Genomic DNA, 24923 nt, shown 5'->3' on the forward strand with positions numbered 1-24923 from the left:
TAGTGGTCACTGACTATTGCCCGCCTGCGGTCTCGTCGAAACAGAAATGCCGTGACGGCAAGTGCTGCCGGGTTCGGCTAGCGTTGAAACCAAGCCGCCATGCCGTCGCTGGAGGACTTTGTGTCCGAGCAGACGAATCCGATATCTCGCCGCCTCTCCCGCGGCTTCGGCAGGCAGTGTCGTCAGTACGCACCTTGGCCATGCGGGCACGGTCAATCATGACCGCTTCGAAACTGGTGAGCTGAACATGACAAAAACAACCAAGATCTTGTTCGTTGCCGCTCTGGCTGTAGCGCTGGTGGCCAGTTGCACCTCACCGCCACGGCATCCTGGTGAGCACATGCCGGGCATGTCGCAGTCCGGTGCGCCGATGACGAACCTGCCGAGCGAGCCGAACCCATCGGCGCCAGCCCTCGGCGACCAGTTGCCTGGCATGCCACCGGTGACCGACCCGAAGAACATCGACGCGGCCGCGGGCACCGGAATGCTCCTGCCCGCCGTGGCTGCCGACAAACCGCTGGTTTACGTGCCGCACAACAAGTCCGGTGACGTGTGGATGATCGATCCGATGACGTACCAGGTGGTCGGCAAGACGCACGTCGGTGGCGAACTGCAGCATGTCGTGCCGTCGTGGGACATGCGCACGCTTTATGCCACGGACGACAAAACCAACCGGGTGATGTCGTTCGACGCCCGTACAGGTCGCGCCGGCTCGGTCTTCCCGGTCATCGACCCGTACAACATGTATTTCACCCCGGACGGTAAATACGCGATCTCCGTGGCGGAGGGTCTGCGCAAGCTCGTTTGGTACGACCCCCACACGTGGCAGATCCACGACGAGACGCCGACTCCGGACTGTGCGGGAATCGACCACGCCGACTTCTCTGCCGACGGCCGTACCGTGGTGTTCACCTGTGAATTCGCTGGCCGGGTGGCGGTCGTCGACGTACCCAGCCACAAAGTGCTCCGGATGATCGACATGACCCATCGGCACACCCACATGGGTCCGCAGGACATCAAAGTGGCCCCGGACGGCTCGGTTTACTACATCGCCGACTCGGACGCCGGCGGCCTCTGGGTACTGGACGGTGCGGCAACCCACGTTCTGCGCTTCATCCCGACCGGCAAGGGGGCCCACGGCTTGTATCTGTCCCGGGACGCGAAACGGCTGTTTGTCACCAACCGCGGCGAAGGCAGCGTGACCGTGCTCGACGCGTACACCGGCTCGCCCGTGACGACTTGGCGCATACCAGGAGGTGGCAGCCCGGACATGGGAAATGTCACCGCGGATGGCACCCAGCTGTGGCTTTCCGGCCGCTACAACGATGTCGTCTACGTCATGTCCACTAAGGACGGATCCGTGATCAAGACGATCCCCGTCGGCGCCGGGCCGCACGGCCTCTGCGTCTGGCCCCAGCCCGGCCGGTATTCCCTTGGGCACACCGGCATCACCCGTTAGGCCCGATCGGCCGTCCACAGCGGCTAAGTGGCTGGGGCGGACGATGCGTCAACTGCGTGTGAATAGCGCGATGTCGTGTGACCACGACCATCCCCTTCTTCGGCTTGTCGATCTGCGGTAGGCGCCATCTTGGTGCCCTTGCGGTTGCACTTCGACAAGGCGAGATGGCGTTGTGGCGCCCCTGACGCAGGTCAGCCAGCTTGGTCGACATCGGCGGCGTCGCATTCGTCACGGGACTCCCGGACAGACGTGCCAGGCCGGTGGACACCTGATTCAGTGGCCACAGAGGACATTGCGCGCATTCACAGCGCAGCCTGGGTTTCGCTGGGGTGCGTGAGACAGAACTCCGGCGTGGCCGACATACTGGAGTGCTGGTTTGCCACGGGGGTGGACAACGCCAGCCGTTCCTGCCCGTACTGACGGATGGTCTCCAACATCCGGAACCGCGCCTGCCCGTCGTGCTCATCCCTGGTCAGGATCGACTTGTCGACCAGCCTGGCGATCAGGTCGAGAACGCTTCGCGTTGGCCGAGCGCCATCGTGATCGGAACACGCCTCGGCGGTCTCCAGGTCGAACCCGCCGCGGATCACCGACATCCGCGCCCACAGCCTCTGCTCGTCGGGAGAGCACAGGTCGTAACTCCACTGGAGCGTCGCCCGCAACGTCCGATTGGGCGCGGCACGCTTTGTGGACGGCCCTGTCTCGGTCAATAGGGCGAGGCATCGGTCCAACCGCACCGCGATCTGCAGCGACAGCGACAGCGACAGCGTCCGCAGCCGGGCTGCGGCTAGTTCGATGGCGAGTGGTATTCCCTCCACCTGGCGGCAGATCGCAGCCACAGTGGATTGGTTGCCGGTGTGGACCAGGAAATCCGATCGCACGGACGCAGCCAGCAACGCGAACAGTTCGACCGCCTCGGCCCCGGTGCCCGACGGCAACGTCCCGGGCACCTCCTGGGGCAAGGACAATGGCGGCACCGTCAGGACATGCTCCCCGTTGGCGCCCAGGGTCTGGCGGCTGGAGACCAGAACCCGTAAGCGTGGCGCTGCTTTCAGCAGTTCGGTGACCAGGGTCGCGCAGGCATCTACGAGGTGCTCGCAGTTGTCCAGCACCAGTAGCAGCCGCTTGTTCCGCAGGTGGTCGGCCAGCACCCGCCGTGGCTGCCGCGCGGATCGATCGTCGACCCGGAGCGCATCCAGCACCGTCCGCGCCAGCAGTTCACCGCAGTCGAGGCCGCTCAGTTCGACCAGCCACACCCCACCCGGAAACCGGCGTCGGACCTCGTCGGCCACGCGTCGTGCCAACCGCGTCTTGCCCACGCCCGGCACTCCGGTCAACGTCAACAACGCGACCGGGCCAGCAACCGCTTCGCCTCCGACACCTCACGGCGTCGACCAACGAATACGCCCTGCTCACCTAGCACATTACTCACCCGTCTTCGGAGATTTCACAGCAGCGAACACAAAATCCTACAATTTTCTCAAATCTTCGTAACGAAACAGAAAAATCGGGGAAATTGCCCGGTTTCTTCGTTGGGAATCGTACGCCATGATGGCTGCCGTCGGACGGGTTTGGGAGGGTTGAATGATGCGGTGTGTAGCTCCGCAACCGTGTAGGACCTCGGGTCGCGCTCATCGATTGTCCGTTGGTAATGGTGTCTAATGGGCGGCTAAACGAGAATCGATATCCGAGCCCGACTGGCTGTGTATCGGACGCCGCTCGGCTTCGGAACGCGCGGCGATCTGGCCAAACCGCGTCAAACCGTAGAACTGGCCAACGCGGCGGCGTCAATCGGGTGTAGCGTTGTTTTTGTTCTCCTAAATGCCTTGCGTGAAATCGTCTCAGGAAGAGCGTCAGGAGACGATTTTGGGGGATGGTGAATGAGGAATGAACGTCTTCAGCAAGGCCAAAGAGGTCGGCGATGAGCTGCGCGACAACGCAGCTGATGCGGTGCACGACGTGAAGGAGGCGGTGCGGGACGATCAGTAGCGATCAGTGAGTCGCGAAATGCTGGAAGGGCTTGCCCTGGGGCTCGGCAGGTCCTCCGGCGTTCGTGCGATACCGAGCCGCGACCGGGAGTGCGGCTGCGGCCCGGACAACACCACGCGGGTGGCGATCATCTGGAGGACCGATGTGCCGACTGTTCGGACTGTCTGCCGCGCAACGGGTCCGTGCCACGTTCTGGTTGCTGGAAGCCCCTGACAGCCTGGCGCAGCAGAGCCGGCGGGAACCGGACGGAACGGGACTGGGCACCTTCGACGCGGAAGGCAGGCCGCTGGTGGAAAAACAGGCCTTCGCCGCCTACGCGGACCGGCAGTTCGCCCGCGAGGCCAAGGAACGTGAGTCGCGGACCTTCATCGCGCACGTCCGATACGCGTCCACCGGCAGGATCGATGTCCGCAACACACATCCGTTCTGCCAGAACGATCGCTTGTTCGCCCACCACGGTGTCATCACAGGGCTGGACTCACTGGACGAGGAGCTGGGGGACTACCGGGACCTCGTGACCGGGGACACCGATTCAGAGCGATTCTTCGCGTTGGTCACCAAACACATCGACCAACGAGGCGGCGACGTGGCTGGCGGTGTCGCCGCGGCCGCACGATGGGTCGCCGGCAATCTTCCGCTGTACGCGATCAACCTGATCTTGACCACCGCGACCGAGCTGTGGGCGCTGCGCTATCCGGACACCCATGGCCTGCTTGTCCTCGACCGGGCTGCCGGTGGGCCGCACCATGACCGGCATCTCGATCACGCCAGCCCCGCGGGCACTGTCCGGACACGCTCCGGTGACCTCGCACAGCACCCGTCGGTGATCGTGGCCAGTGAACGCATGGATGAGGACCCGGGCTGGCATGAGGTGCGGCCGGGCGAACTCATCCATGTCGACGAATCACTGACGCTGACTCGCCTCGTGGTGATCGACCACCCGCCCGCATACCTGCTGTCTCTCGATCAGCTCGGCCACCGCGCGGCCGCGTCCCAAGACCAAGAACTGACTGCCCGCCAACCACCCCAGGACACAGCTCATGCCGCTCACGCATCCTCTCCAGCCGCGAAAAAGGCCTGATCGCGGTCGAGCTCGTCCTCAGGACCGCGTTGCTCCTCATGGCGAGCCAGGTCGGGTGCGCCGTCCGACCGGCGCGACGCTACTGGACGGTGAGGGGTGGGGCGGCGGTTCTCCGCAGGGCGCGCAGCAGCAGCGAAGCCCTCGGCCTCGAGCGTGGCGGGGTATAGCAGGTACCGAGGTATCCACTGTGGACGGAACTTGGCATTGAACCGGTACAGGCTCTCGATCTGCCACCACCGCGAAACCAGCCTGAGCAACCAGGCCCACAGCCGGGCGACCGGTCCGGCGCCGATCTTCTCGCCACGCTCGGGGCTGCGCGGAACGCGGCGAAGTTCAGCGATACCCACCGCACTCCTAAGCCACGGGAGGCCGTCAGGGTTTCGGCGATCATGAGCTCGGTGAGGCCATGGTTGGCGCACAGGTGATCACGACGCGTCCTGAGCAGGCTGCGGAGCTGCCGCTGGTCCGACTCGCTGAGGGTCGGCCGCGGCTCGGCTGAGCGCAGGAGCAGGTAGGCGCTTGTGGAGTTGGGCGTGCCCGGTTCACCGGTTGTCGACAGTGTCTGGATCATCCGGGTCGTCGGGTTGTGTGGTGGCATCGATTTTCTGTGGTGTGGCGGCGTTGTTGCGGTGTTCTCGTCCGGAGTGGGCTTCGTCGCGGATGCGGTCGATCAAGTGCGGGTAGTGCAGCTCGAATGCCGGCCGTTCGGAGCGGATCTTTGGTAGTTCGAGGAAGTTGTGGCGGGGTGGTGGGCTGGTGGTGGCCCATTCCAGTGAGTTGCCGAAGCCCCATGGGTCGTCGGCGTCGGCGCGCTGGCCGTAGCGATAGCTTGTGAACACGTTCCAGATGAATGTCAGCATGGATACACCCAGGATGTACGCGCCGATCGTGGAGATCACGTTCAGCGTGGTGAAACCGTCGCTGACGAGGTAGTCGGCGTACCGGCGGGGCATGCCTTCGTTGCCCAGCCAGTGCTGGACCAGGAATGTGGCGTGGAAGCCGATGAACGTGGTCCAGAAGTGGAGCTTTCCCAAGGGTTCGTCCAGGTATCGGCCGGTGATCTTGGGAAACCAGAAGTAGATCCCGGCGAAGGTGGCGAACACGATGGTGCCGAACAGGACGTAATGGAAGTGCGCGACGACGAAGTACGTGTCTGTCACATGAAAGTCGATCGGGGGCGCGGCCAGCAGTACGCCAGTCAACCCGCCGAGCAGGAAGGTGACCAGGAACCCGACGCTGAACAGCATGGGCGTGTGCATCATCAGCTGGCCTCGCCACATGGTTAGGCTCCAGTTGAAGAACTTCACGCCCGTGGGCACGGCGATCAAGAAGGTCATGAACGAGAAGAACGGCAACAGCACGGCTCCGGTGGCGTACATGTGGTGTGCCCACACCACGGCGGACAGCACGGTGATGCTGACGGTGGCCCACACCACAGCCTTGTAGCCGAAGAGAGGTTTGCGGCTGAATACCGGGAAGATTTCGCTGACGATGCCGAAGTACGGCAGGGCGACGATGTAGACCTCGGGATGGCCGAAGAACCAGAACAGGTGCTGCCAGAGGACCGCGCCGCCGTTGGCGGGGCCGAAGACGTGGGCGCCGAGGTGCCGGTCGGCAAGCAGGGCGAACAGCGCCGAGGTGAGGACGGGGAACGCGAGCAGGACGAGGATACTGGTGAAGAAGATGTTCCAGGTGAAGATCGGCATCCGCCACATGGTCATCCCGGGACCGCGCAGGCAGATCACGGTGGTGATCATGTTGACCGCGCTGAGGATCGTCGACAGGCCGCTGACGATCAGCCCGGCGGCCCACAGATCGCCGCCGATGCCGGGGGAGTAGGCCTTGTCTGACAGTGGGGTGTAGGCGAACCAGCCGAAGTCCGCCGCACCGCCCGGGGTCAGGAAGCCGGACAGCACGATCGTCCCACCGAACAAGTAGAGCCAGTAGGACATCGCGTTGAGCCGTGGGAACGCGACGTCCGGGGAGCCGATCTGCAACGGCAGCACGAAGTTGGCGAACCCGAACACGTTCGGCGTGGCGTACAGCAGCAGCATGATCGTGCCGTGCATGGTGAACAGCTGGTTGTACTGCTCCGGCGAGAGGAACTGCAGACCGGGCCAGCCCAGTTCGGTACGCATGAGCAAAGCCATTGAACCGCCGGCCATGAAGAACACGAACGAGGTCGTCAGGTACAGCACATCGATCTGCTTGTGATCGGTGGTCCGCAACAGCCGCAGCAGCGCGTTTCCCTTGACGGGCGGCGCCGGGGGCCTGATCACGACTGGTTCTGGAGCGATTGGCACGGTGAGTCTCCATGAGCATCTCACTACTGGTGGCTTCTTCGTCCCATCACGAGCGCACCCGCCCGCTCAACCCCGACGTGGTGGCCGAACCAACGAACTTGACCATCGTTACCTGGTCTCACTCCCTCCAATATGGTTCTGCTGCCTTAGCATGCACCCGACAACATGTAGGATCACGCCATCGGCGTTCATCCGCCAGCACAAGCAAAGCGGCCGTCACTCGATCGAAGCGCCGATGTGCCACCCGGCACCGAAAACACCTGCGGGTCCATTTTGGACACGAGTCCAGAATGGACCCGGATATGTCCACCAGTGAACCGCTGGACGAGCGGCTCGCCGAGGAGGAACCCGAGCCGTGACAGCGATGTCGTTGGGTACTCGGTGTGACATGACCAGCATCGAGCAGTCGATCGCGTGGATGGCACTGGACACGTTCAGCAGCTGACCAGCCGCGACGATTCATTCGTCGGCATCCAAGCCGCCAGCTGCGTGGTAGCGGCCACCATGTTGCGTTGCGTGACCTGCACACCTGCCGGTGTCCTGGTCGACCCTGATGTGTATTGCAGGTAGGCCACTGCGTCGCCGCCAGGTGGACTCGGCAGTGCTGGGCGGGAGCGAGGCTTGATCTGATCGACCAGCATGACTTCCTTCGGCAGTACCGCAAGCCGGAGCGAGGCGAGCAACTCCTGCACAGCGTCAGCGTGTTTGCCGCTGGTCAGCACGATCTCCGGCGTGCAGTCGTCGATCACGGTGAGCAGCCGGTCGGCCGTCCGGAACGGCTGCGGGGCGAACAGCGGTACGCCGATCACACCGGCCCGCAAACAGCCAAGGAAGGTGATGACGTAGTCGGCGTCATGTCCACAAAGGATCGCGGCACGTGTGCCCGGATCGGTCTTCTCCAGCAAGCCAGCCGCCACCGCGGCGATTCGCTCGGCCAAGTCCCGGTAGGTCAGGCAGGTCGTCACCCCACCGCGGTCGGTGGAGTAGTCGACGAACGTCATGGCGATCCCGTCCGGTTGCTCCACCGCGGCGCGGACCACCGCCAGACCAGGACTCAGAGCCGCGCCTGCCACACCGCACTTGTCTCCTGGGCATCACGACGATGTGCCCTCCGACACCAGCCATTCCTCGAACGCGGCGAGATCCGGCAAGATCACCGTCGAGCACGCAAGGACCGCGAGCGTCTGGCGCATCTCGGTGACCGCGACGACTGTGCTTCCCGCTAGATAGGCGCGCTGCATCTCAGCCGCGGTACTCATACTTGTCTCCCGGCCGGGCAACCATGCCACGCACACGTCTGAGGCAGCGGCCAGGCCGGTCAGCTTGTGGAAACCCTCGATCAACTCGAGCATGGCGGGATCGAGCTCGTGCCGCCGGATGACCGACTGGTCCGACAGTGCCGCGTGTGCCGAGAGGATCCGGCTTTGGTCCGCGGCGAACCACTCGACAAGGATTTCGATGGGGTCGTGCACGACGGCGTCCGGCTGGTGTCGCTTGATCACTTCGCGGAGCTGTCGCCGATAGTCCTGGTCCGCCATGTCGGCCCCCTGCCTGGCCCCTTGCATGAGCCCGGCAAGGAAGAACGAGCCCATGCTCATTCGTCCTCCACCGAGTACTCCAGAGCCGCGACATCCTCCGGCGCCATCCGGGCATAGGTCTCGGCAGCGCCGAGCAAACAGCCGGTCAGCTCGTCCGGGCTGCCGGACACAGCCGCGCCGATGTCGGTCAGGTCGCGCTGGAACTCGTCTGTCCCGGCGCGACTAACCGTGCCCTGGTTGTCTTTCGTGATCAGACAACGCGCGTCGGCCAGCTGCTCGCGGTGCCGCCCATCGAACGGGAGCACCAGTTCACGCATGCGGCCGCTGTTGCGATCGATACCCCTGATCGACAGATTGTTCTGCTCGGCGTGCGGCAGCAGCCGACGAACAAGCCCGCGCGGCGGTGGAAACGCTGGAAGCGTCGAGCCTGGGCGGAATGTGAATGCCCGGAAAGTGATATACCGGCCGAGCCTCGGACTGAATCGGCTGTACTCGCTGTGCAGGCCGCCGCTCGCGGGAATCCAGCTCAACCTGAGTTTCGACGGCATGGGCTCACCGCTCGCGCTCCTTCGAAGCGGGAACCCGTCCTCGGTCACCCACGCACACCCCGTACCCAGCCGACGAGGCAGTGGACCTTGACCGTAGTACTCATGGAATTGAGTGGCGCTGCAGTACGGAACGTCAAACAGCACATCCTCCAATGCCGTCGCGAACGGCGACACGACAGTAGCGGTCAAGCAGATCACTCCTTCCAGGCCATCGACAGCCCGGCTACTGCGCACAGCAACCGGATCACGCTTCGCCGTGCGAGGCTGAGACAGAAGGGGAGTACCGCGGATTGATGGCGAATTCAGCGACGACACATACAGCGCCCTTCTGCTGGACGACGCCGGACGCGGCTCGATCAGCCGCAGATCACCGATTCATGCGGACAGTCACCCGGCTTCCATGGGATGAGGCCGAATCGATGAACCCGTAGCGGTCAATGCTCACTCCAGTACTCTCCATCCCGAAATCGCCACAAAGCACAGGAAACGCCCTCTATGCCCCTGAATCAGGGACAACCCGAGCGCACTGCGATCCAGCTCCGGAGCGGCGGCCGTAACCTTGTCGGTGCGGCATGCAGTGTGCGGATCAGTAAGAGCATTGTGGAGGACTTCCCCCATCTCATGCCGTGGCCAGCGAAGAGGCCTCACGCCAACTGGGGGTCAAGGGGTCGCAGGTTCAAATCCTGTCGTCCCCACGGTCGTAAGAAAGCCCTGTCCTGGGCGAAAACTCGGTTACCGGTTCTGGCACCGGCCGAGTGACTTCTTGGGTGCGGTGCTGCTTGTCGCGAGTTGCTACGCCACCGCAACGGCATTGGTGACGGAGCTCGGCCAATGGGACTTCCACCTCGCCGTCGCGCCGGTCCGCTTCGCTGGTGCGTCCGGCAGCCCGGTCAACCCGATCGCCACATTCTGACCGCGGGACTCTCGCCTTGATCACACGGCGGGTGCGGCACACAGACATGCCGATCCTTGTCATGGGCTCAGGTGTCGCCTACGCGCAGTGTGTCTGTCCGTGGTTGCCGAAAGAGGTTCGGTGTCAGCTTTCGGTGCGGGATCTCTCCGGTCCGCCGAGCGGATTAGATTCCCCGTGTGAGGAAATGAAGTGGTCGGCCCGCTTCTTTGGGGTAGCGGTTGCGGTGGGGGCGACAGTGGAACGTCAGCGTCTCGACAGCTTTACCCGGCTCTATTGTGGAATCACTCACTTGTGCTATACGCGGCGATCTGGGTAAGTCGTTGCTACACATGGATTTCACCACGAATGGGTGATCTGGGTCGGTACAGCATTCCAACAGCCGACTTTCAGCCTGCGCTCAGAAAGTGATCTTACGTTGAAAAAAGTAAGCGATCTTTCGATCCAGTGTAGGAGTTCCCAACATGCGCAACCTGGTAGTCGCCGAGTCTACTTCGGACAGGCAGGCACGACTAGCGGCCCCTGCGCCGCGCACCCTGGTGGACATCTTCACGCGTACTGTGGCCCGGCACCCCCGTGCGGCCGCGCTTGACGACGGCGTCAACCGCCTCACTTACCGTGCGCTCGCCGACCGTGTCGAGCGCAGTGTTCGCAAGCTGCGGGCGCAGGGCATCGGGCCCGGTGACCGGGTCGGCATCGCGATCCCGTCCGGACGCTCCGAGCTCTACATTGGAATCCTCGCGGTGCTTGCCAGTGGCGCGGCCTACGTGCCAGCCGACCATGATGAACCGGCGGAGCGTGCCGAGTTGGTATTCCGTGAGGCGGGAGTGTGCGCGGTCCTCGGAAGCGGCCTTTCTCTGCGGATGCGGCCCGATCTCGCGACGCCACAAGGTACTCGACGGTCACCGCGACTGGAAGACGATGCGTGGATCATCTTCACGTCCGGTTCAAGCGGTACACCGAAAGGCGTCGCGGTCACGCATCGTTCGGCCGCCGCGTTCGTCGACGCTGAAGCTTCCTTGTTCGTGCCGGATCAGCCACTCGGCCCTGGCGACCGCGTACTCGCTGGGTTGTCGGTCGGTTTCGACGCCTCATGTGAGGAAATGTGGCTGGCCTGGCGGCACGGCGCCTGCCTTGTGCCCGCGCCGAGATCGGTGGTTCGCTCCGGCGCCGACCTCGGTCCTTGGTTGTCCGAAAGGGAAATCACGGTCGTGTCCACTGTGCCGACCCTTGCCGCGCTGTGGCAACCGAACTTGCTCAGCCAGGTCCGGCTGCTGATCTTCGGCGGTGAAGCGTGCCCGGCCGAGCTCGTCGACCGTCTTGACGATGGCCGCCGTGAGGTGTGGAACACCTACGGCCCAACCGAGGCAACCGTCGTATCGACCGCGACCCGGCTGTACGCGTCAGAACCGGTCCGGATCGGGGTTCCGCTGCCGGGCTGGCAGGTCGCCGTCGTCGACGCGGACGGGCGCCCGGTCGAACCGGGCGAAACCGGCGAGCTGATGATCGGGGGAGTCGGCTTGGCTCGATACCTCGACCTGGCGAAGGACGCGGCGGCGTACCCGCCGATGCCCCTGCTTGGTTGGGATCGCGGCTACCGCAGCGGTGACCTGGTTCGAGCCGAGCCCGAGGGACTCGTGTTCGTCGGTCGCGCGGACTCCCAGGTCAAGATTGGTGGGCGACGGATCGAACTCGGCGAGGTCGACGCCGCGCTGCTCACGTTGCCAGGCGTCAGCGCGGCCGCCTCGGTTGTCCACAATGGAATGGTGCTCGTCGGCTACGTCCAGCTCGACGATGGCGCTGGACCGTTTGACCAGTCGGCGGCGCGGGAACACCTAGCGAAACGTCTGCCGCACGGGCTGACCCCGACTCTTGCTGTGCTGCCGGAACTCCCGTTGAGTCCCGCCGGGAAAGTCGACCGCAAGGCGCTGCCGTGGCCGCTGCCCGCGCAACCGCCCAACGTCGAAGAGGTCGCGCCCGAACTGCGTGAGGATCTCGACTGGATCGCTGAGCAGTGGCGAGACCTGTTCGGCGTGATACCCGTGCCGGACTCCGACTTCTTCGCAGATGGCGGCACGAGCCTCGCCGCCGCCCGCCTTGTCTCCGCGCTCCGCCAACGGTTTCCCGACGCGTCGATCAGTGACGTTTACCAACATCCGACGTTGCTGGCGCTGACCGAACGGCTTGCGACGGCTACGGCGTCGACCGCCATGCTCGAAGAGCCGGTCGCGCCGATGCCGCGCCGTGCCGGGTTCGTGCAGAACGCGGTGTACGTGCTGATGATGTGGATTCCTGGCATCCGCTGGACGCTTGCCGTACTGCTCGGCGTCACCATTGTCGGTGCCCTGTCCGGCACCGCGATCCCCGCCACCACATGGGTTGCCCTCACCGCTGGTGTGGTGCTGCTGTTCTCCAGCGCGGGCCGGGCGGTGCTCGCCGGTCTGAGCGCACGTGTCCTGGTCGCCGGGCTGCGGCCGGGCGAATACCGCAAAGGCAGTTGGACGCACCTGCGATTGTGGGCCGCGGAACGGTTCGTTGCCGTCATCGGGGTTACCGGACTGCCCGGAACGGCATGGAACGTCCTCTACGCACGGCTGCTCGGCAACACCATCGGCAGGGACGTCGACCTGCACTCGTTGCCGCCAGTGACCGGACTTGGCCGGTTCGGCGCCCGGTGCGCGATCGAGCCGGCTGTCGACCTCGCTGGCTGGTGGTTGGATGGGAACGTGTTGCGGGTCGGCACGGTCGAAATCGGTGCGGACGCGACCATTGGCGGTCACAGTACCCTGATGCCAGGCAGCCTGGTCGGATCCGGCGCGACGGTCGAGCCGGGAACCAGCGTCCAAGGTGTGGTCGAAGCAACGAATGTCGCGGCGATCCGGCCGCCTCGCCGCAGCCGCTGGCGAGTGGCTTTCGCGGCCGCCCCAACACTTTCCGGCACGATCATGCTGCTGTCGCTGTTGCCCGCGGTTGCCGTGTACACCTGGTTGGACCTCGAACCCGGTGAACTGCTGTCCGGGCTGGTGTGGGTCGTGCCCGCGATGGGCATCGTCACGCTGCTGGTCAACGTGACATTGACCGCGGGCCTGATCCGGCTGACCGGGCGGTGGCTGCGGGTCGGCGAGCATCCCGTGCTCAGCAAGGCAGGCTGGTCCGCCTGGCTGATCCAACGAATGATGACCAGTGTGCGCGAAAGCGCGTTCGCGCTCTACGCCAGCCTGGCCACGCCCGTCTGGCTGCGGCTGCTCGGCGCATCGATCGGACCGCGCACCGAAGCGTCCACTGTGGTCGGAATCCCGCACATGATGTCCGTCGGGTCAGGAAGTTTCCTGGCCGACAACACCACTGTCGCGCCCTACCGGCTGTCCGGCGGATGGCTGCGGATCGGCAAGGCCACGGTGGCTGATCAGGCGTTCGTCGGCAACTCCGCCGAGGTCGCACCGGGCCGTGAAGTCCAGTCCAGTTCACTGATCGGTGTGCTTTCCCAGGCTCCTGAGACATCCTCGCCGGGCACATCGTGGCTCGGGCGGCCGGAAATCGAGATCCCACGCCGCGCTGACCAAGTCGACGCGGCCCGGACTTACCAGCCTTCGCGACGGCTCGTCGTGCAGCGTGTGCTGGTCGAACTGACCCGGCTGGTGCCGCTCGCACTGAGCGCGACGTTGGGCTATCTGGTGTTCGCTGTTCTCGAAGCTGTCGCGGCGACGTACGGAATCGTAGCCGTGATCGTCGTTTCCGGTCCCGTCCTGCTTGGTGCGGGCGCCATCGCGACAGTGCTGGCGATAGGCGCGAAGTGGTTGCTGAACCGAAAGATCCGGGCCGCCGAGCATCCATTGTGGAGCGCCTTCGTCTGGCGCAACGAACTGGTCGCCGTCTACTTCGAAGAGTTGACGACGCGCTGGCTCGGCCCCGGCCTGCTCGGCACGCCCTTGTATAACGCAGTCCTGCGCGCCAACGGCGCGAAAATCGGCCGCGGCGTCTACTGCGAGACAAAGTGGCTGCCCGAACCGGACTTGGTCACTGCGGGGGATGGCGTGGTGGTCAATCGTGGCTGTGTCGTTCAGACCCATCTGTTCCAGGACCGCATCCTGCGTCTAGGTCAGGTGCGGCTTGATTCCGGCACCACCCTTGGGCCACACACCGTGGCCCTCCTGGACACCCGTCTCGGCAAGGACTGTTCGATCGGAGCGAACTCCCTTGTCATGCGCGGAGAGGCGATCCCAGCGCGCCGGCGTTTCGAAGGCAATCCCGTCGCACCCGCCGCCTAGACACCCGGTGGTGCGGGCGAGGTGCAGGTGATGGTCATCGCTGATCACCGGCTGCGCCAGAGAGTTCCAGGTCAGTGCGCCAAACGATGTTGGGGTTGTAGATCGACTCGCTTGGACACATCAGTGCCCCACGGCCTCACGTTCGATCCGAACGAAACGAGACCGTGGGGTCGAAGTGATCCGGTGTCGGGGTTCACCGGTCCCGGCTTTCTCGTTGTTCGATGAACCATGCGGCGAGTTGGACGCGGGTGGTGAAATCCAGCTTGGTCAGGATGTGCCCGATGTGGGCCTCGGCGGTGCGCTGGGCGATCATCAGCTGGGCTGCGATGTCCTTGTTGGACAGTCCGTCCGCGACCAGTTCGGCGACTTGCTGCTCCCGGGGAGTCAACGGGCTCGCCACGGTTTTCGTCGCGGTGGCGGCGGAGGTGGCGGACGCGGGTTTCTCGCCGAGTGCGTACGCGACGGCCTGGTCGAGTCTCGCCGGACGAACCTCTCCAGCAAGCCGAAGCCATCGCAGCAGTCCGCGCCAGGCTCGACGACGAAGTCATCCGGCGCCCTTGTGCATGCCATTAAAGATCTTTCGGTATTTGAGTGAATTGTGTCATAGGGAAAGGCCGGTATGGTCGAGGAAGTTGAAGCACAGTTGGTAGCTGCTGCCGACACGTTCCAGGCCGGCCTGGGTGGCGGTGTGGGCCTCGTCGATGGTGTCCGGGCACAAGTTGGCCAGCTCGGTGGCTTTGACGTTGCCCCACACCATTTCCATCGGGTTGAGGTCGGGGGCGTAGCCGGGCAACGGTTCCACGCGCAGCCAGTGTCGTTGGGTGGCCAGCCATTCCTTCATGGCCGCGGAACGGTGGGCGGGCAGGCCGTCCCAGATCAGGGTGACTTTCTGGCGGTCAAGGTGATCGAGCAGAGCGGTGAGGAACTCGATCAGCGAGGCGGTGTTGTAGGCGCCTTCTTTGATGCCGAACACGAACACGGCCTCGCTGCGGTCGGGCCGGTAGGCCAGCGCGCCGGACATCGACAGGCGTTTCCAGGAGAACCGGTGGGTCAGCACCGGGGTCTGGCCGCGTGGCGCCCAGGTGGCCCGGACTACGGGCAGCAGGGAGAATCCGGACTCGTCCTGGAAGCAGATCCAGGCCCTTCGGCGCCGGGCGCTTTTTTTATGCGTGGCCACTCCTTTTTCACCCACCTGTCGATGGCCTCCTGGTCGCGTTCGGTGGCGCGGCGGGCGGGACGCTGCCTGCTCCAGCCCAGCCGCTCGCGCAGGATCGTCCAGGTCTGGGTTTGCGAGTACCGCACCCCGGTGAGTTTCTCGATGACCTTGGCCACCCGTGCCAGTGTCCACATGTCGGTCGGGAATCCGTTCGCCTTCGGTCCCTGCGCCAGCGCGCCGGCCACCTCGGCCACCTGCTCGTCGGTCAGCTTGGGCAGCCGCCCGGCACGGCCAGCCCCGGCCAATGCCTGCCGTCCGCCGGCCGACCACGCCCGGTGCCACCGTGAGGCGGTCTGCGCCGAGACTCCCAACTCCACCACCACATCGACCTGCCGCTTGCCGCGGTCGAACATCTCCGCTGCCCGCATCCGGCGTTCTCGCAACGCCTCAAAATCACGGCGGGCAGCTACTTTCTTGCTGCTACGGGCTTTCCGACGCTGGCCGGCCGATCGTGACGGTTCTGGCATACCACGATTGTCCTACCAGGCAAGGCGTATCACCCGCAACGACTCACCCTATTACGAAAGATCTTTAACGCAGTCAAGCCTTCAAGTTGTAGAAGTGGATCGGAGAGTTCGGTTTGAAGCCGATACGCGGATACACAGGCGCCCCAGCGGCAGTCGCGTGCAGTGTCGCCCGTGTCAGTCCGGTCGCCCGATTGGCTTCGTACAGGGACTTGCGTGTCACAGCCTCGCCGTAACCTCTGCGCTCCCACTGAGGATCAGTGGCGACGAGTACGACAAATAGACAACCATCCGTTTCCACCGTCCCTGCGCATGTCACTGGAATCCCGTCCCGCAATCCCAGGTATGCGTGCACTTCGGTCTTCCACAGCGTGGAGCCGACGAGCCCGTCGCGCCCGTCCTCCAACGCGAATCCGTAGGCACGCGAATTGATGTCCGCATAGGACTGCAGTTGCTCGTCTGTCGTCACACGCACGAACGTGAGGTCAGGGTGCGATGGCTCGGGAATGGGGAGCAGGTCTCCGGCCATGCCGATGCCCGAAAAGGCGAGATCGAGACCTGCCCGCTCGGCCGCTGCGGGCAGCGCTGCTCGTGTCTCGTCTTCGAGGAGATCCTCGAAGAGCCATAGGAAGCCTGGAAGACGTTTGGAGCGCATGATCTCTGCTGCCTGGCTCAACCGTCGCGTGACAAGGTCGAGTTCCGCATCGGCCTCGGTGAACGTAATGCAGTTCCAGAACGCGAACTTGCTGTCGGCCCAGCGAACAGCGATGCCGGGAAGGTCTCGCACGTCCGCATCCGGTGTCCGATCGAGTACCATCGCACGCCATCCTGTGGCGAGCTGTTGCATTGATTCGATTGAATCGGTGAAATCCGACATCACGGTCCTTACTGTCTACTTTGGATCTCAATCGTAGTTCAAATCGCCACGTCAGGCCGTACTGATATGTGCCTGAGGGGGTGAATCGTCCTGAGTAGCGTGGCTTTTCCCTTGGCGTAAAAGCGCCAATCGGCGTTGTGAGGCACGATGATGCGGCCCTGTCGATCCATAGAGGACGAACGGGCCACTCAGTGTAGGCGGCCCATTCGATGTGTCTCAACCGTGCATAACGGACTGTGGAATGAACCGCCCCGGGTCGGATCGTACGCGCACGTGCCAGTTCCCGTTGCGTAACACTGGTCAGGTGCGTCCGTTCACCAACGGCCACCCGGAGGATGTCAGTTCTTATGTGGACTCTGACGTCTACCGGTTGTCGGCTTCGGTGTCCGGCTATGGCTGGAGTGTTCAGGTGGACGCTGGAAGTCGCGGTACGGGTGCCCGCACCGTGGAGGAGGTCGACGGCTTGCTCAGTTCGGTCTCTTCCGGTTCTCGTGAACTGAATGGCAGAGGTGAGTCCCACGAATTAGACGGGTGCGGACGAGATGGAAACCCTCACGTACCGGTTTGCTGGCGGATCCAGGACAGGTGCGCGGCGATGCCGGTGTACAGCGTCGTGGTGGCGCATTCGCCGTTGTTGTCGCCGGGACCGCTGGCCTCGCCGACCAGGGTCCAGTTCGCGCGAGTGCCAGTGATCGCCGGTCCGCCGGAGTCGCCGTGGCAGGCGGACTGACCTCGTCCGCCCGAGACGCACACGTCCTTGGCGGTTCCGCCACCGGCCATGCAACGACTGCTGGGAAGGACGGTCAGGTCGATCTCTTGCAATGTGACCGGAGTAGAACAGCTCGGCCAGCTCGTGCACCCCCAGCCGGTCAGCCGGACGGGGCTACCGGCGGCGGGATTGGTCTCCGCCATCCGCACCGGGGCGGACCGGGCGGGTGTGGACAGGTGCATCAGGGCCAGATCGGTTCCGGGCTTGGTGACGCGACGGTCGATCTGTCTGACCTCACCACCAGAATTCTTGTCGGTCGAGCCGATCCGCGCCTGCGACGCATTGCCGCAGTGGTTGGCTGTGACAATCCATTGGGGCGCGACCAGGCTGCCACCGCACTTGTTGCTCAACGCGACCATGAACGAATACGTCTCGGTGGCATTGTGCCCGCCGATGATGCTCGGCTGGGCGCCGCCAGCGGGTTCCGCCGCGTTCGCGGCCGTCGCGCTTACCGCCGGGAACGCGAGCGTGCACGTCCCAAACGCGGCGATGAGGACCTTGCGCATAGGACTCTCCCAATCGACAGCCAACGCCGTCTCCGGACAAAGATTCACCAGCCGTGCGCTTGCGGGAAAGACAGTGTCGCAGCGGTCGGGTGTCAAGGGATGCCTCTGTCGTGAATTGGACATCAGGCCAGGGGCGGCGTAGCGCTCAACAGGTCATCGCCGCATGTCAAGCCGCTGCTCAGGTAGGCGAAGACGGGTGAATGGTGTGCAAGATCTCGGACACATCAGTGCCCCACGGCTCGCGTTTGATTCGAACGACATGAGACCGTGGGGTTTGTCTGTGACGACGGCGACCTCGTATCGCGGCCGCGACCAGCACACGCAGTTCACGCTTGTCGACTCAGTGCCAGACGGTCGAACTTTCCGTTGACATTGAGCGGAAACGAGTCTTGATGCTGGTATCGATGCGGCACCATGTAGATCGGCAAGTGCTCGCGGAGCAACCGGGTCAGTTCGCCGGTGGTGACCGGCTCGCCGGTGTAAAGGGCGACGAGTTCCGTGTCACCCGTGCGCGGGGATGCGACCACGACGACGTCGGCAACGGCGGGATGCTTGCGGATGGCGGCTTCGATCTCGCCGAGTTCCACCCGGTAGCCACGGATCTTTATCTGGTTGTCCACTCGTCCCAGATGGACCATTCCGTCTTCAGCAAGGAAGAACTGGCGGCGATCGTACCTTTATCCACGCGGAGGACAACGACCGTGGACCCGCCCTCGACGCGGCGTTGAAGCCGGCCGGAGTCACGCCGGAGCAGCTGCGCGAGTTCAACTCGTACATGTGGGCGCCGGACGCCGAGAAACGCCGCCAGAACAGGTTCACCGAACTCAAGGCGACTGCCACTGGGCGCGACTCCGAACGAGACTCGATGCGCATCTGGATGTCCGTGCCGAACGACAGCCTGTACAACTCCAGAGCGATCGACCTCTCCCAATATGTCGGCAATAACCCTGAGATGCCAAGGGACGCGCGGTTCGAAGCCTGTAAGGCGGCCAACCTTGAGAAGATCAGCCCCACCTACCTGCGGTACATCCCAGTCGGCCCGTTGCAGTTTCCGCGCGGCCGCTGAACTCCTGGCAGGGGACGGTCACGGCACCCGCGGTAGCCGACCGCTACGCGGGTCACCTCTTTCAACACGTCCCATGTGGACAGTTGGCGGCAGATCGGGATTGACCTTTCCGGTCTCTCAAACCCGTGCTCGCGGGTCCGGAGTTGACGGCAGGGAGGCGGCCACAAGCCGGCCCACCTGGTCAAGCAGGCGGGTTTCCCTCGCACGACACGCATCGAGGACTTCGACTTCGTCGCGAACCCGAACGTCCCGCCCGCTCTCGTCCACATCCTCGCCAAGGGCGCCTGGATCGCCCGCGAAACCCGAGACTTGCCACAGCCAAATGACGATCGAAGGACGGCACGACGTCCAGGCTCCTGCGTCAAAGCCGGGTGGCTATGGCGAACAGCCGGTCTGACGCACGAACTCGTACAGTTGCTGACGTCGCATCCAGGACCGCCTCAACTGATCCGCCGAGCCGGTCCGCTCAAGATGGTTCGGTTTCCACCCGGTCCGGGTCGTGCACGATGAGAACACCGCTGTGTAGAACACCGCTGTGCGCGTCCAGGACAACGATGCGGCACGCGGCAAACGAATATAATTAACTGTTGGAAACAAGTGATCTCAATTCAGCGAATATGGATCATTCAATAAGTGTGTGCTCTGTCCAGACGAAATCCGGCGTCCGTTTGACCTATCTGAAAAGTTGTGTCCCGCTGGACTGGACCAAGGCGTTGACAGGCTGCAATCGTCGTGATTAAGTTTAGGCCTGTTTAATTAATTGGCAACTCTTGCCATGCAATCGACAGTCTCCGTGGAAAGGTTCTGGAATGGTAATTGGGACACGCCTGCAGCGCATCGCCGCGGTTGCGGGGCTTGTTGGGGCGGCTTCGCTTGGCGTGGTGAGTGCTTCGGGCCAGGCTTTTGCGGAAACGCAGCGCGCTACCGCACCGCACGCTACTGCGACGGCCCAAGTGTTCTACGGCCCGTACAGCACATACAAGGAGTGTCTCGACGCACAGGCCACCGTCGTGGAGAAGGGTGGCACTGTGCTCTGGAAATGCGGCTTTATCAGCCAGGATCCTTACCGGTGGAGTTTCTATGCTCGTTGAGCCTTGGACGACATGGTAATTAACCCCGTCGGTGTCGGAGTGGCTCGCTGATCAGGGCCATGATACTGAGGCGGATATGGCCTTCCTGGTTGCCCGTAATACAGCCGGAGATCATGTGATGTGGTCTCCGGCTGTGCACTTTCGCCCGTCTTAGTACTCCAGCTGTAGTTCGTGATGTTGCTGGAGGGACCCGGTGACATGGGTGCGGCCACCACGTTGATCATGATTGTTTGTGAAGACATACCAAGATCGCGTGGTGGCCGCAGCCGCTAGCGTAGACCTGCGGATCGTGCAGGCGAGTGTGGGGCGGTTGCTGGACCAGGTCGCGGGCCGGTTCTGCCGGGTCGAGTCCCGCCGTCGTGCGGCTCGGTTCGTGACGGGATTGCTGGCGGAGTTGCCGGACAAGAACTGTTGGACCATCGCCGAGCATGTCGGTGACGCGTCGCCGGCGGGGATGCAGCATTTGCTGTCGCGGGCGGTGTGGGATGCCGATGGTGTCCGCGACGACGTTCGGGACCATGTTTTGGAGGCGTTGGCTGATCCCGGGGCGATCCTGGTGGTCGACGAGACCGGGGATCTGAAGAAGGGCACCGAATCGGTCGGGGTGCAACGCCAATACACCGGGACCGCGGGCCGTATCGAGAACTGTCAGATGTCGGTGTTCCTGGTCTACGCGAGCGACGCTGGGCACGCGCTGATCGACCGGGAGTTGTATCTGCCCGCCTCATGGGCCGCCGATCCCGCCCGGCGGGCCGGGGCCGGGGTGCCCGAGGACACGGCCTTTGCCACGAAATCGGTGCTGGCCCGAGAGATGATCACCCGGGCGATCGATGCGGGGACGCCGACGCGGTGGGCAACCGGGGACGAGGCCTACGGCAAAGACGGTCAGCTGAGGGCCTTTCTTGAACAGCAAGGGTTGGGTTATGTGTTGGCGGTGGCCTGTGATCACCAGATCACCGCTGGGCGGGTCAAGATCCGCATCGACCAGATCGCCGCGAACCTTCCCGACGCGGTATGGCAACGCCTGTCGGCCGGACCGGGCGCGAAAGGACACCGCTACTACGACTGGGCATGGATCGACCTCAACACCGAGCACCACGATCAGCCGGGGCATCGGTGGATGCTGATCCGCCGCAACCGCCGCACTCGCGAGCTGGCGTTTTACCGCTGCTACGCACCCACCCGGGTCCGGCTGGGCGAGTTGGTGCGGGTGGCCGGACGCCGCTGGAGCATCGAGGAATCCTTCCAGACCGCCAAGGGACAAGTCGGCCTGGACCAGCACCAAGTCCGTACCTGGATCTCCTGGTACCGGTGGACCACCCTGGCCGTGCTCGCCCACGCCTTCCTCGCCGTGAGCACTGCCCTGACCCGCGCCGCTGCCACTGTCGAGGGCCTGATCCCGTTGACACTCAACGAAATCAGGCGCCTCTACATCAGACTCGTTGTCGAACCAGCCCGCGCCGCCGTGGACACCGAGGCCTGGTCCCGCTGGCGACGAGAACACCAATACCGAGCCCAACAAGCCCATTACCAGCGAAAATCCGATCACGAACCCGCATGATCACGATCTACAGCTGGAGTATTAGCGTCCGGTCATCGGCAGAAAGAGCACGAGGCGTGATCGATTTACGTACGCGCGATCAGCGGCATGACAGTGCGTCGGCCGGATGTGTCCCCAGTTATGCGTTGTGCCGGTTCCGGCTGTTGTCGGATGCCGTGCCGGGTCGGTGGCGGGTGTTGCGGCCAACCCGGCAAGCCGTGGACCGGCCCGGTGCGGCGGCATCGGTTCCAAGCCGTTGGGGCGAACGCTCGCGTTGATCACGTTCGACTGGAGATCGGTAGCCGGGCGTGGAGAGCCGTCCGGTCCGGGTGTTGTGGATCACGTGGGCCCGGCTGGTCAGGATCTGCCGTGGTTCCGGTCGTGTCAGGGGACAGCCGGAACGGCCTCGCAGGTGGGAGGGACACAGGTGCCGAACCCCGTCTCGAGCCAGAGGACCAGCCAGACCGCGAACGGCCCGATGGACAGCAGCACGACGGGGGCTAGTGCGTACAACGCGATGGCCAGAACGGCCTTGAGGATGGACTCGATGGGCCGGGGGCCCGACCGGATTCCCCGGGTGATGAGGGCGATGCCGCCCACGAGCACGGCAAGGCCGACGAAGGTCCAGGCCAGTGCGGGTGCGAGGGTGGTGGATATCCAGGCCAGGGCGGTGAACGCCTCACTGAGGTGGACGGGTTCGCCGAGTCTGAACCCGCGTAACCCCGCGCCGCAGCCGGCCAGCAGGCCGAACACCGCGGCGGCGATCATCGACAGGATCAGGGCGGATCGGCCCAGGGAAGAGCACTCGGTGGCGGGGGTGGGTGGTGTCTGAGACATGGGGGCTCTTCGAAGTTATGCGGGGTTGAGGCATCCTCGGGCTTTGCGGGTGGTGGCGCAACGGGTGCGGAGTCGCTGGCTGGCGGGGTTGCGGAAACCGTAGGCGTCGCGGGCGACGGTTTTGATGACACGGTTGGTGCCTTCGGATCCGGCGTTGGTGATGTCGGTGTCGAGGAAGGCGAGGATTTCGGGCCACCAGGCCGAGACCGTGCCGGCCAGACGCTCCAGTTCGGGTAGGCCCGAGGCGGCGCACCGCTCGTAGAACCGGGACAATCGGGCCCAGATCGTGGCCCGGTCCGGGTGGGTGCGGGCCAGGGCAAGCAGATCGAGCAGGTCTTCCTTGGCGTTCCACGCGGCCAGGATCGGCGTCCCGATTACCGCGGGCAGCGCGCGAAGATCGTCGATCATGGGGTCCAGGTGCTGCTCGTGCATCCGGGCGGCGGAGCGGGTCAGCCGGTTGCGCAGTTCCCATTCGCGGTTGCCTTTCCGTCCTCGCCTGCCCCGCACCTGCAGGGTGACCCTGCGACGTACCTCGGTGAGGGCCTGGTTGGCCAACTGCACGAGATGAAAGTGGTCCACGACCAGCCTGGCCTGCGGTAACGCGGCACGGGCCGCGGCCTTGAAAACCGTGCACATATCGATCGCCACGACCCGGACGCCCTGACGCCAGGCCTCATCCCACTGGGTGAGCCAGTCCCGCACGGCCACACTGGTGCGGCCCTCGACCTGCCCGAGCAGCCCCTGCCCGCCCGCCAGGTCCACGAACCCGACATGCCAGCGATCCACCGTGATCTCCCAGCACTGCTGTTCGTCGTTCCAGGTCCATTGTGGACGGCCCCGGCGGATCTCGTCGATCCCCAGCACCGCCACCGGTTGCGGCTTGTCCGGCAGCACCGCCGTGGCGTGTGCGGTGAACGCGGCCGAGACCACCGGCCAGGACAGGCCGTGATCACGCGCGGCTTGCACGATCGTGCGCCCACCATCGGCCACCGCCGCACCGGCCGCCTGCCGCAACCGAGTGGTCACCCGGGCTCGAGCCGGAATCTCCCCGATCGCCTCGGTGAACGTCTTCCTGTCGCATCCCTGCTGGTCACAGTGCCACCGACGCTTACACCACCGCAGCTCGACAGGCCGGCCGGCCACCGGCAGATCTCTCGGGCTGGTCGTCACCCACCCCTTGACCCGCCTCGCCCGCACTCCACATCCCGGGCAGATACAAGCCTGCTCGTCCGCGGTAACCAGGTGCACGACCGGCCCATCATGTACTGCGTCCTCGACCCGAACGACAGCCAGACCGGCAAGGCCCAGCAGACGGGTCGTATCGTTGACCATGCCCGTGGCTCTTCTGTTGTGATCGTTCTGCTTCGACAACAGACATGATCACTCACAGAGTCACGGGCCCTTGCCACTGGCTGCCCCCAGCAACATCACGACCAGTTCAAACCCCGGTCAAATTCGAAGAGCCGACATGGGACACCTCGCAGTAGATACTCCGTTTCAGAGTATGTCTATACTCCGAAACGGAGTATCTGGCAAGGTGGGAGGAGGCGGACTTGGCTGGCCGGACCAAGAAACTCACCACGGTGTCCTACGGCATCCTGGGTCTGCTCGGACTGCGCCCGCACACGCCCTACGAATTGGTGCAGCAGTTCAAGCGCAGCGGTACGTTCTGGGCCTCGGCCGAGAGCGTGGTCTACAACGAGCCCAAGGCGCTGGTGGCGCACGGCCTGGCCGCGGCGGCCGCCGAGACCAACGGCGGGCGGCGCCGCACCCGTTATTCGATCACCCCGGCCGGGCGTCGGGAGCTGCGCCGCTGGCTGTCCGACCCCGCCGCCGAACCGCAGTTCCAGTTCGACGCGATGATGAAGGTCCTGTTCTCCGATCTCGGCGACAAGGACGACCTGCTCGGCGCGATCAAGGCGATGCGTGCGTGGGCCGATCGAACCCAGGCCGGTGCGGCCATGATCACGCACGACTACACGACCGGCGACGAGCCCTACCCCGACCGGACGCACATCGTCGGCCTGACCCAGGCATACCGGGTCGGACTGGCACAGATGACCCGGCAGTGGGCGGACTGGGCCGAACAGCAAGTCCGGGACTGGCCCGATACCCACAGCGGCCCCACCCCCGCCGGCCTGCTGGCCCGACTGGGTGCCGGCCGGACACCCTGGTAGCGCGGCGACTGGTGGACCTCCCCGCACCGCGAGCGTGACCCGCGTGGCCGACTCTCTCGCCAACACGGCCAGGACCTGCCAGCGCCTACGAGTCCGCCGGTGAATCTGGGTCGTGCGATTCCGCAGTTCGAGGCGACGCTCGCTGACAGCGAGTGAGTGTTGGGCCACGGCCACCCGACAACCAAGGTGATCCGGTCGAACCTTGACATGGCAGGATCGACCGAGAAGCCGCTTACCTTCGGTAACACATGGCCGGCCGCAACAGCGCCCGAACTACCGCTCGT

General features: G+C 64.5%; 20 protein-coding genes and 2 pseudogenes. 8 read left to right on the forward strand and 14 right to left on the reverse strand.

What is annotated here, in order from left to right; all coding sequences use genetic code 11:
* The first annotated feature begins 247 nt into the window (after positions 1–247).
* Positions 248–1459, forward strand: coding sequence for a YncE family protein (locus LWC34_RS12450; protein WP_233725208.1), 1212 nt, complete (start codon positions 248–250; stop codon positions 1457–1459).
* 302 nt (positions 1460–1761) lie between these two features.
* On the opposite strand, the gene LWC34_RS12455 is transcribed toward LWC34_RS12450, so the two are convergent.
* On the reverse strand, positions 1762–2802 hold the full coding sequence (locus tag LWC34_RS12455) for an ATP-binding protein (RefSeq protein WP_233725209.1): 1041 nt from the start codon (positions 2800–2802) through the stop codon (positions 1762–1764).
* Between the two features lie 788 nt (positions 2803–3590).
* Between LWC34_RS12455 and LWC34_RS12460 the strand changes: the two genes are divergently transcribed.
* Positions 3591–4529, forward strand: a complete 939-nt coding sequence (locus tag LWC34_RS12460) for a class II glutamine amidotransferase (protein ID WP_233725210.1) — start codon at positions 3591–3593, stop codon at positions 4527–4529.
* Here the strand turns inward: LWC34_RS12460 and LWC34_RS58780 are convergent.
* The 5 genes from LWC34_RS58780 to LWC34_RS12485 all read right to left on the reverse strand — a co-directional run bounded on the left by LWC34_RS58780 (position 4496) and on the right by LWC34_RS12485 (position 9107).
* Entirely contained in the window at positions 4496–4876 is a 381-nt protein-coding gene (locus LWC34_RS58780; protein WP_372496472.1) for a phosphatidylglycerol lysyltransferase domain-containing protein, read from the reverse strand. The two genes, LWC34_RS12460 and LWC34_RS58780, sit on opposite strands and share 34 nt — an antisense overlap.
* 195 nt (positions 4877–5071) lie before the next feature.
* Complete coding sequence (gene ctaD, locus LWC34_RS12470; protein WP_233725211.1) at positions 5072–6832, reverse strand: aa3-type cytochrome oxidase subunit I; 1761 nt, start codon at positions 6830–6832, stop codon at positions 5072–5074.
* 434 nt (positions 6833–7266) lie between these two features.
* Positions 7267–7905: an AMP-binding protein gene (locus tag LWC34_RS12475; RefSeq protein ID WP_233725212.1), complete on the reverse strand. Its 639-nt coding sequence runs from the start codon at positions 7903–7905 to the stop codon at positions 7267–7269.
* A 21-nt stretch (positions 7906–7926) separates the two neighbouring features.
* Positions 7927–8430, reverse strand: a complete 504-nt coding sequence (locus LWC34_RS12480; RefSeq protein ID WP_233725213.1) for a hypothetical protein — start codon at positions 8428–8430, stop codon at positions 7927–7929.
* Complete coding sequence (locus tag LWC34_RS12485) at positions 8427–9107, reverse strand: hypothetical protein (protein ID WP_233725214.1); 681 nt, start codon at positions 9105–9107, stop codon at positions 8427–8429. Before LWC34_RS12485 ends, LWC34_RS12480 begins: the two co-directional genes overlap by 4 nt.
* Positions 9108–9681: 574 nt before the next feature.
* On the opposite strand from LWC34_RS12485, the gene LWC34_RS12490 reads away from it, so the two are divergent.
* Positions 9682–9831, forward strand: a complete 150-nt coding sequence (locus LWC34_RS12490; RefSeq protein ID WP_233725215.1) for a hypothetical protein — start codon at positions 9682–9684, stop codon at positions 9829–9831.
* Positions 9832–10292: 461 nt separating this feature from the next.
* Positions 10293–14096, forward strand: coding sequence for a Pls/PosA family non-ribosomal peptide synthetase (locus LWC34_RS12495; RefSeq protein ID WP_233725216.1), 3804 nt, complete (start codon positions 10293–10295; stop codon positions 14094–14096).
* A gap of 193 nt (positions 14097–14289) precedes the next feature.
* On the opposite strand, the gene LWC34_RS12500 is transcribed toward LWC34_RS12495, so the two are convergent.
* The 4 genes and pseudogenes from LWC34_RS12500 to LWC34_RS12515 form a co-directional block, all read right to left on the reverse strand.
* Positions 14290–14484: a response regulator transcription factor gene (locus tag LWC34_RS12500; protein WP_233725217.1), complete on the reverse strand. Its 195-nt coding sequence runs from the start codon at positions 14482–14484 to the stop codon at positions 14290–14292.
* Positions 14485–14697: 213 nt separating this feature from the next.
* Entirely contained in the window at positions 14698–15375 is a 678-nt protein-coding gene (locus tag LWC34_RS12505; protein WP_308200086.1) for an IS630 family transposase, read from the reverse strand.
* Positions 15288–15779, reverse strand: a pseudogene (locus tag LWC34_RS12510) (winged helix-turn-helix domain-containing protein); the annotation flags it as partial. The pseudogene LWC34_RS12510 and the gene LWC34_RS12505, both read right to left, overlap by 88 nt.
* A 73-nt stretch (positions 15780–15852) precedes the next feature.
* Positions 15853–16593 carry a GNAT family N-acetyltransferase gene (locus LWC34_RS12515; protein WP_233725219.1) on the reverse strand — a complete coding sequence of 247 codons (741 nt, stop codon included), beginning with the start codon at positions 16591–16593 and terminating at the stop codon, positions 15853–15855.
* A 301-nt stretch (positions 16594–16894) separates the two neighbouring features.
* Here LWC34_RS12515 and LWC34_RS59395 point away from each other — a divergent pair.
* A pseudogene (locus tag LWC34_RS59395) lies at positions 16895–17053 on the forward strand (hypothetical protein); the annotation flags it as partial.
* Between the two features lie 152 nt (positions 17054–17205).
* On the opposite strand, the gene LWC34_RS12520 reads toward LWC34_RS59395, so the two are convergent.
* Positions 17206–17928: a S1 family peptidase gene (locus LWC34_RS12520; protein ID WP_233725220.1), complete on the reverse strand. Its 723-nt coding sequence runs from the start codon at positions 17926–17928 to the stop codon at positions 17206–17208.
* 326 nt (positions 17929–18254) lie between these two features.
* On the reverse strand, positions 18255–18548 hold the full coding sequence (locus tag LWC34_RS12525) for an AMP-binding enzyme (protein WP_233725221.1): 294 nt from the start codon (positions 18546–18548) through the stop codon (positions 18255–18257).
* 104 nt (positions 18549–18652) lie between these two features.
* Here LWC34_RS12525 and LWC34_RS12530 point away from each other — a divergent pair, with 104 nt between their 5' ends.
* Positions 18653–18994, forward strand: coding sequence for a hypothetical protein (locus tag LWC34_RS12530; RefSeq protein ID WP_233725222.1), 342 nt, complete (start codon positions 18653–18655; stop codon positions 18992–18994).
* 1404 nt (positions 18995–20398) lie between these two features.
* On the forward strand, positions 20399–21646 hold the full coding sequence (locus LWC34_RS12535; RefSeq protein ID WP_233726421.1) for an IS701 family transposase: 1248 nt from the start codon (positions 20399–20401) through the stop codon (positions 21644–21646).
* A gap of 363 nt (positions 21647–22009) precedes the next feature.
* On the opposite strand, the gene LWC34_RS12540 is transcribed toward LWC34_RS12535, so the two are convergent.
* Together LWC34_RS12540 and LWC34_RS12545 are read right to left on the reverse strand one after the other, a co-directional pair.
* Positions 22010–22462, reverse strand: a complete 453-nt coding sequence (locus LWC34_RS12540) for a hypothetical protein (protein ID WP_233725223.1) — start codon at positions 22460–22462, stop codon at positions 22010–22012.
* Positions 22463–22477: 15 nt separating this feature from the next.
* On the reverse strand, positions 22478–23794 hold the full coding sequence (locus LWC34_RS12545; protein WP_233725224.1) for an ISL3 family transposase: 1317 nt from the start codon (positions 23792–23794) through the stop codon (positions 22478–22480).
* A gap of 221 nt (positions 23795–24015) precedes the next feature.
* Here LWC34_RS12545 and LWC34_RS12550 point away from each other — a divergent pair, with 221 nt between their 5' ends.
* Positions 24016–24639 (forward strand): PadR family transcriptional regulator, encoded by a 624-nt coding sequence (locus LWC34_RS12550; RefSeq protein WP_233725225.1) that lies wholly within the window; start codon positions 24016–24018, stop codon positions 24637–24639.
* Positions 24640–24923 lie beyond the last annotated feature (284 nt).

The organism is Kibdelosporangium philippinense (assembly GCF_021390435.2).
Lineage (GTDB): Bacteria > Actinomycetota > Actinomycetes > Mycobacteriales > Pseudonocardiaceae > Kibdelosporangium > Kibdelosporangium philippinense.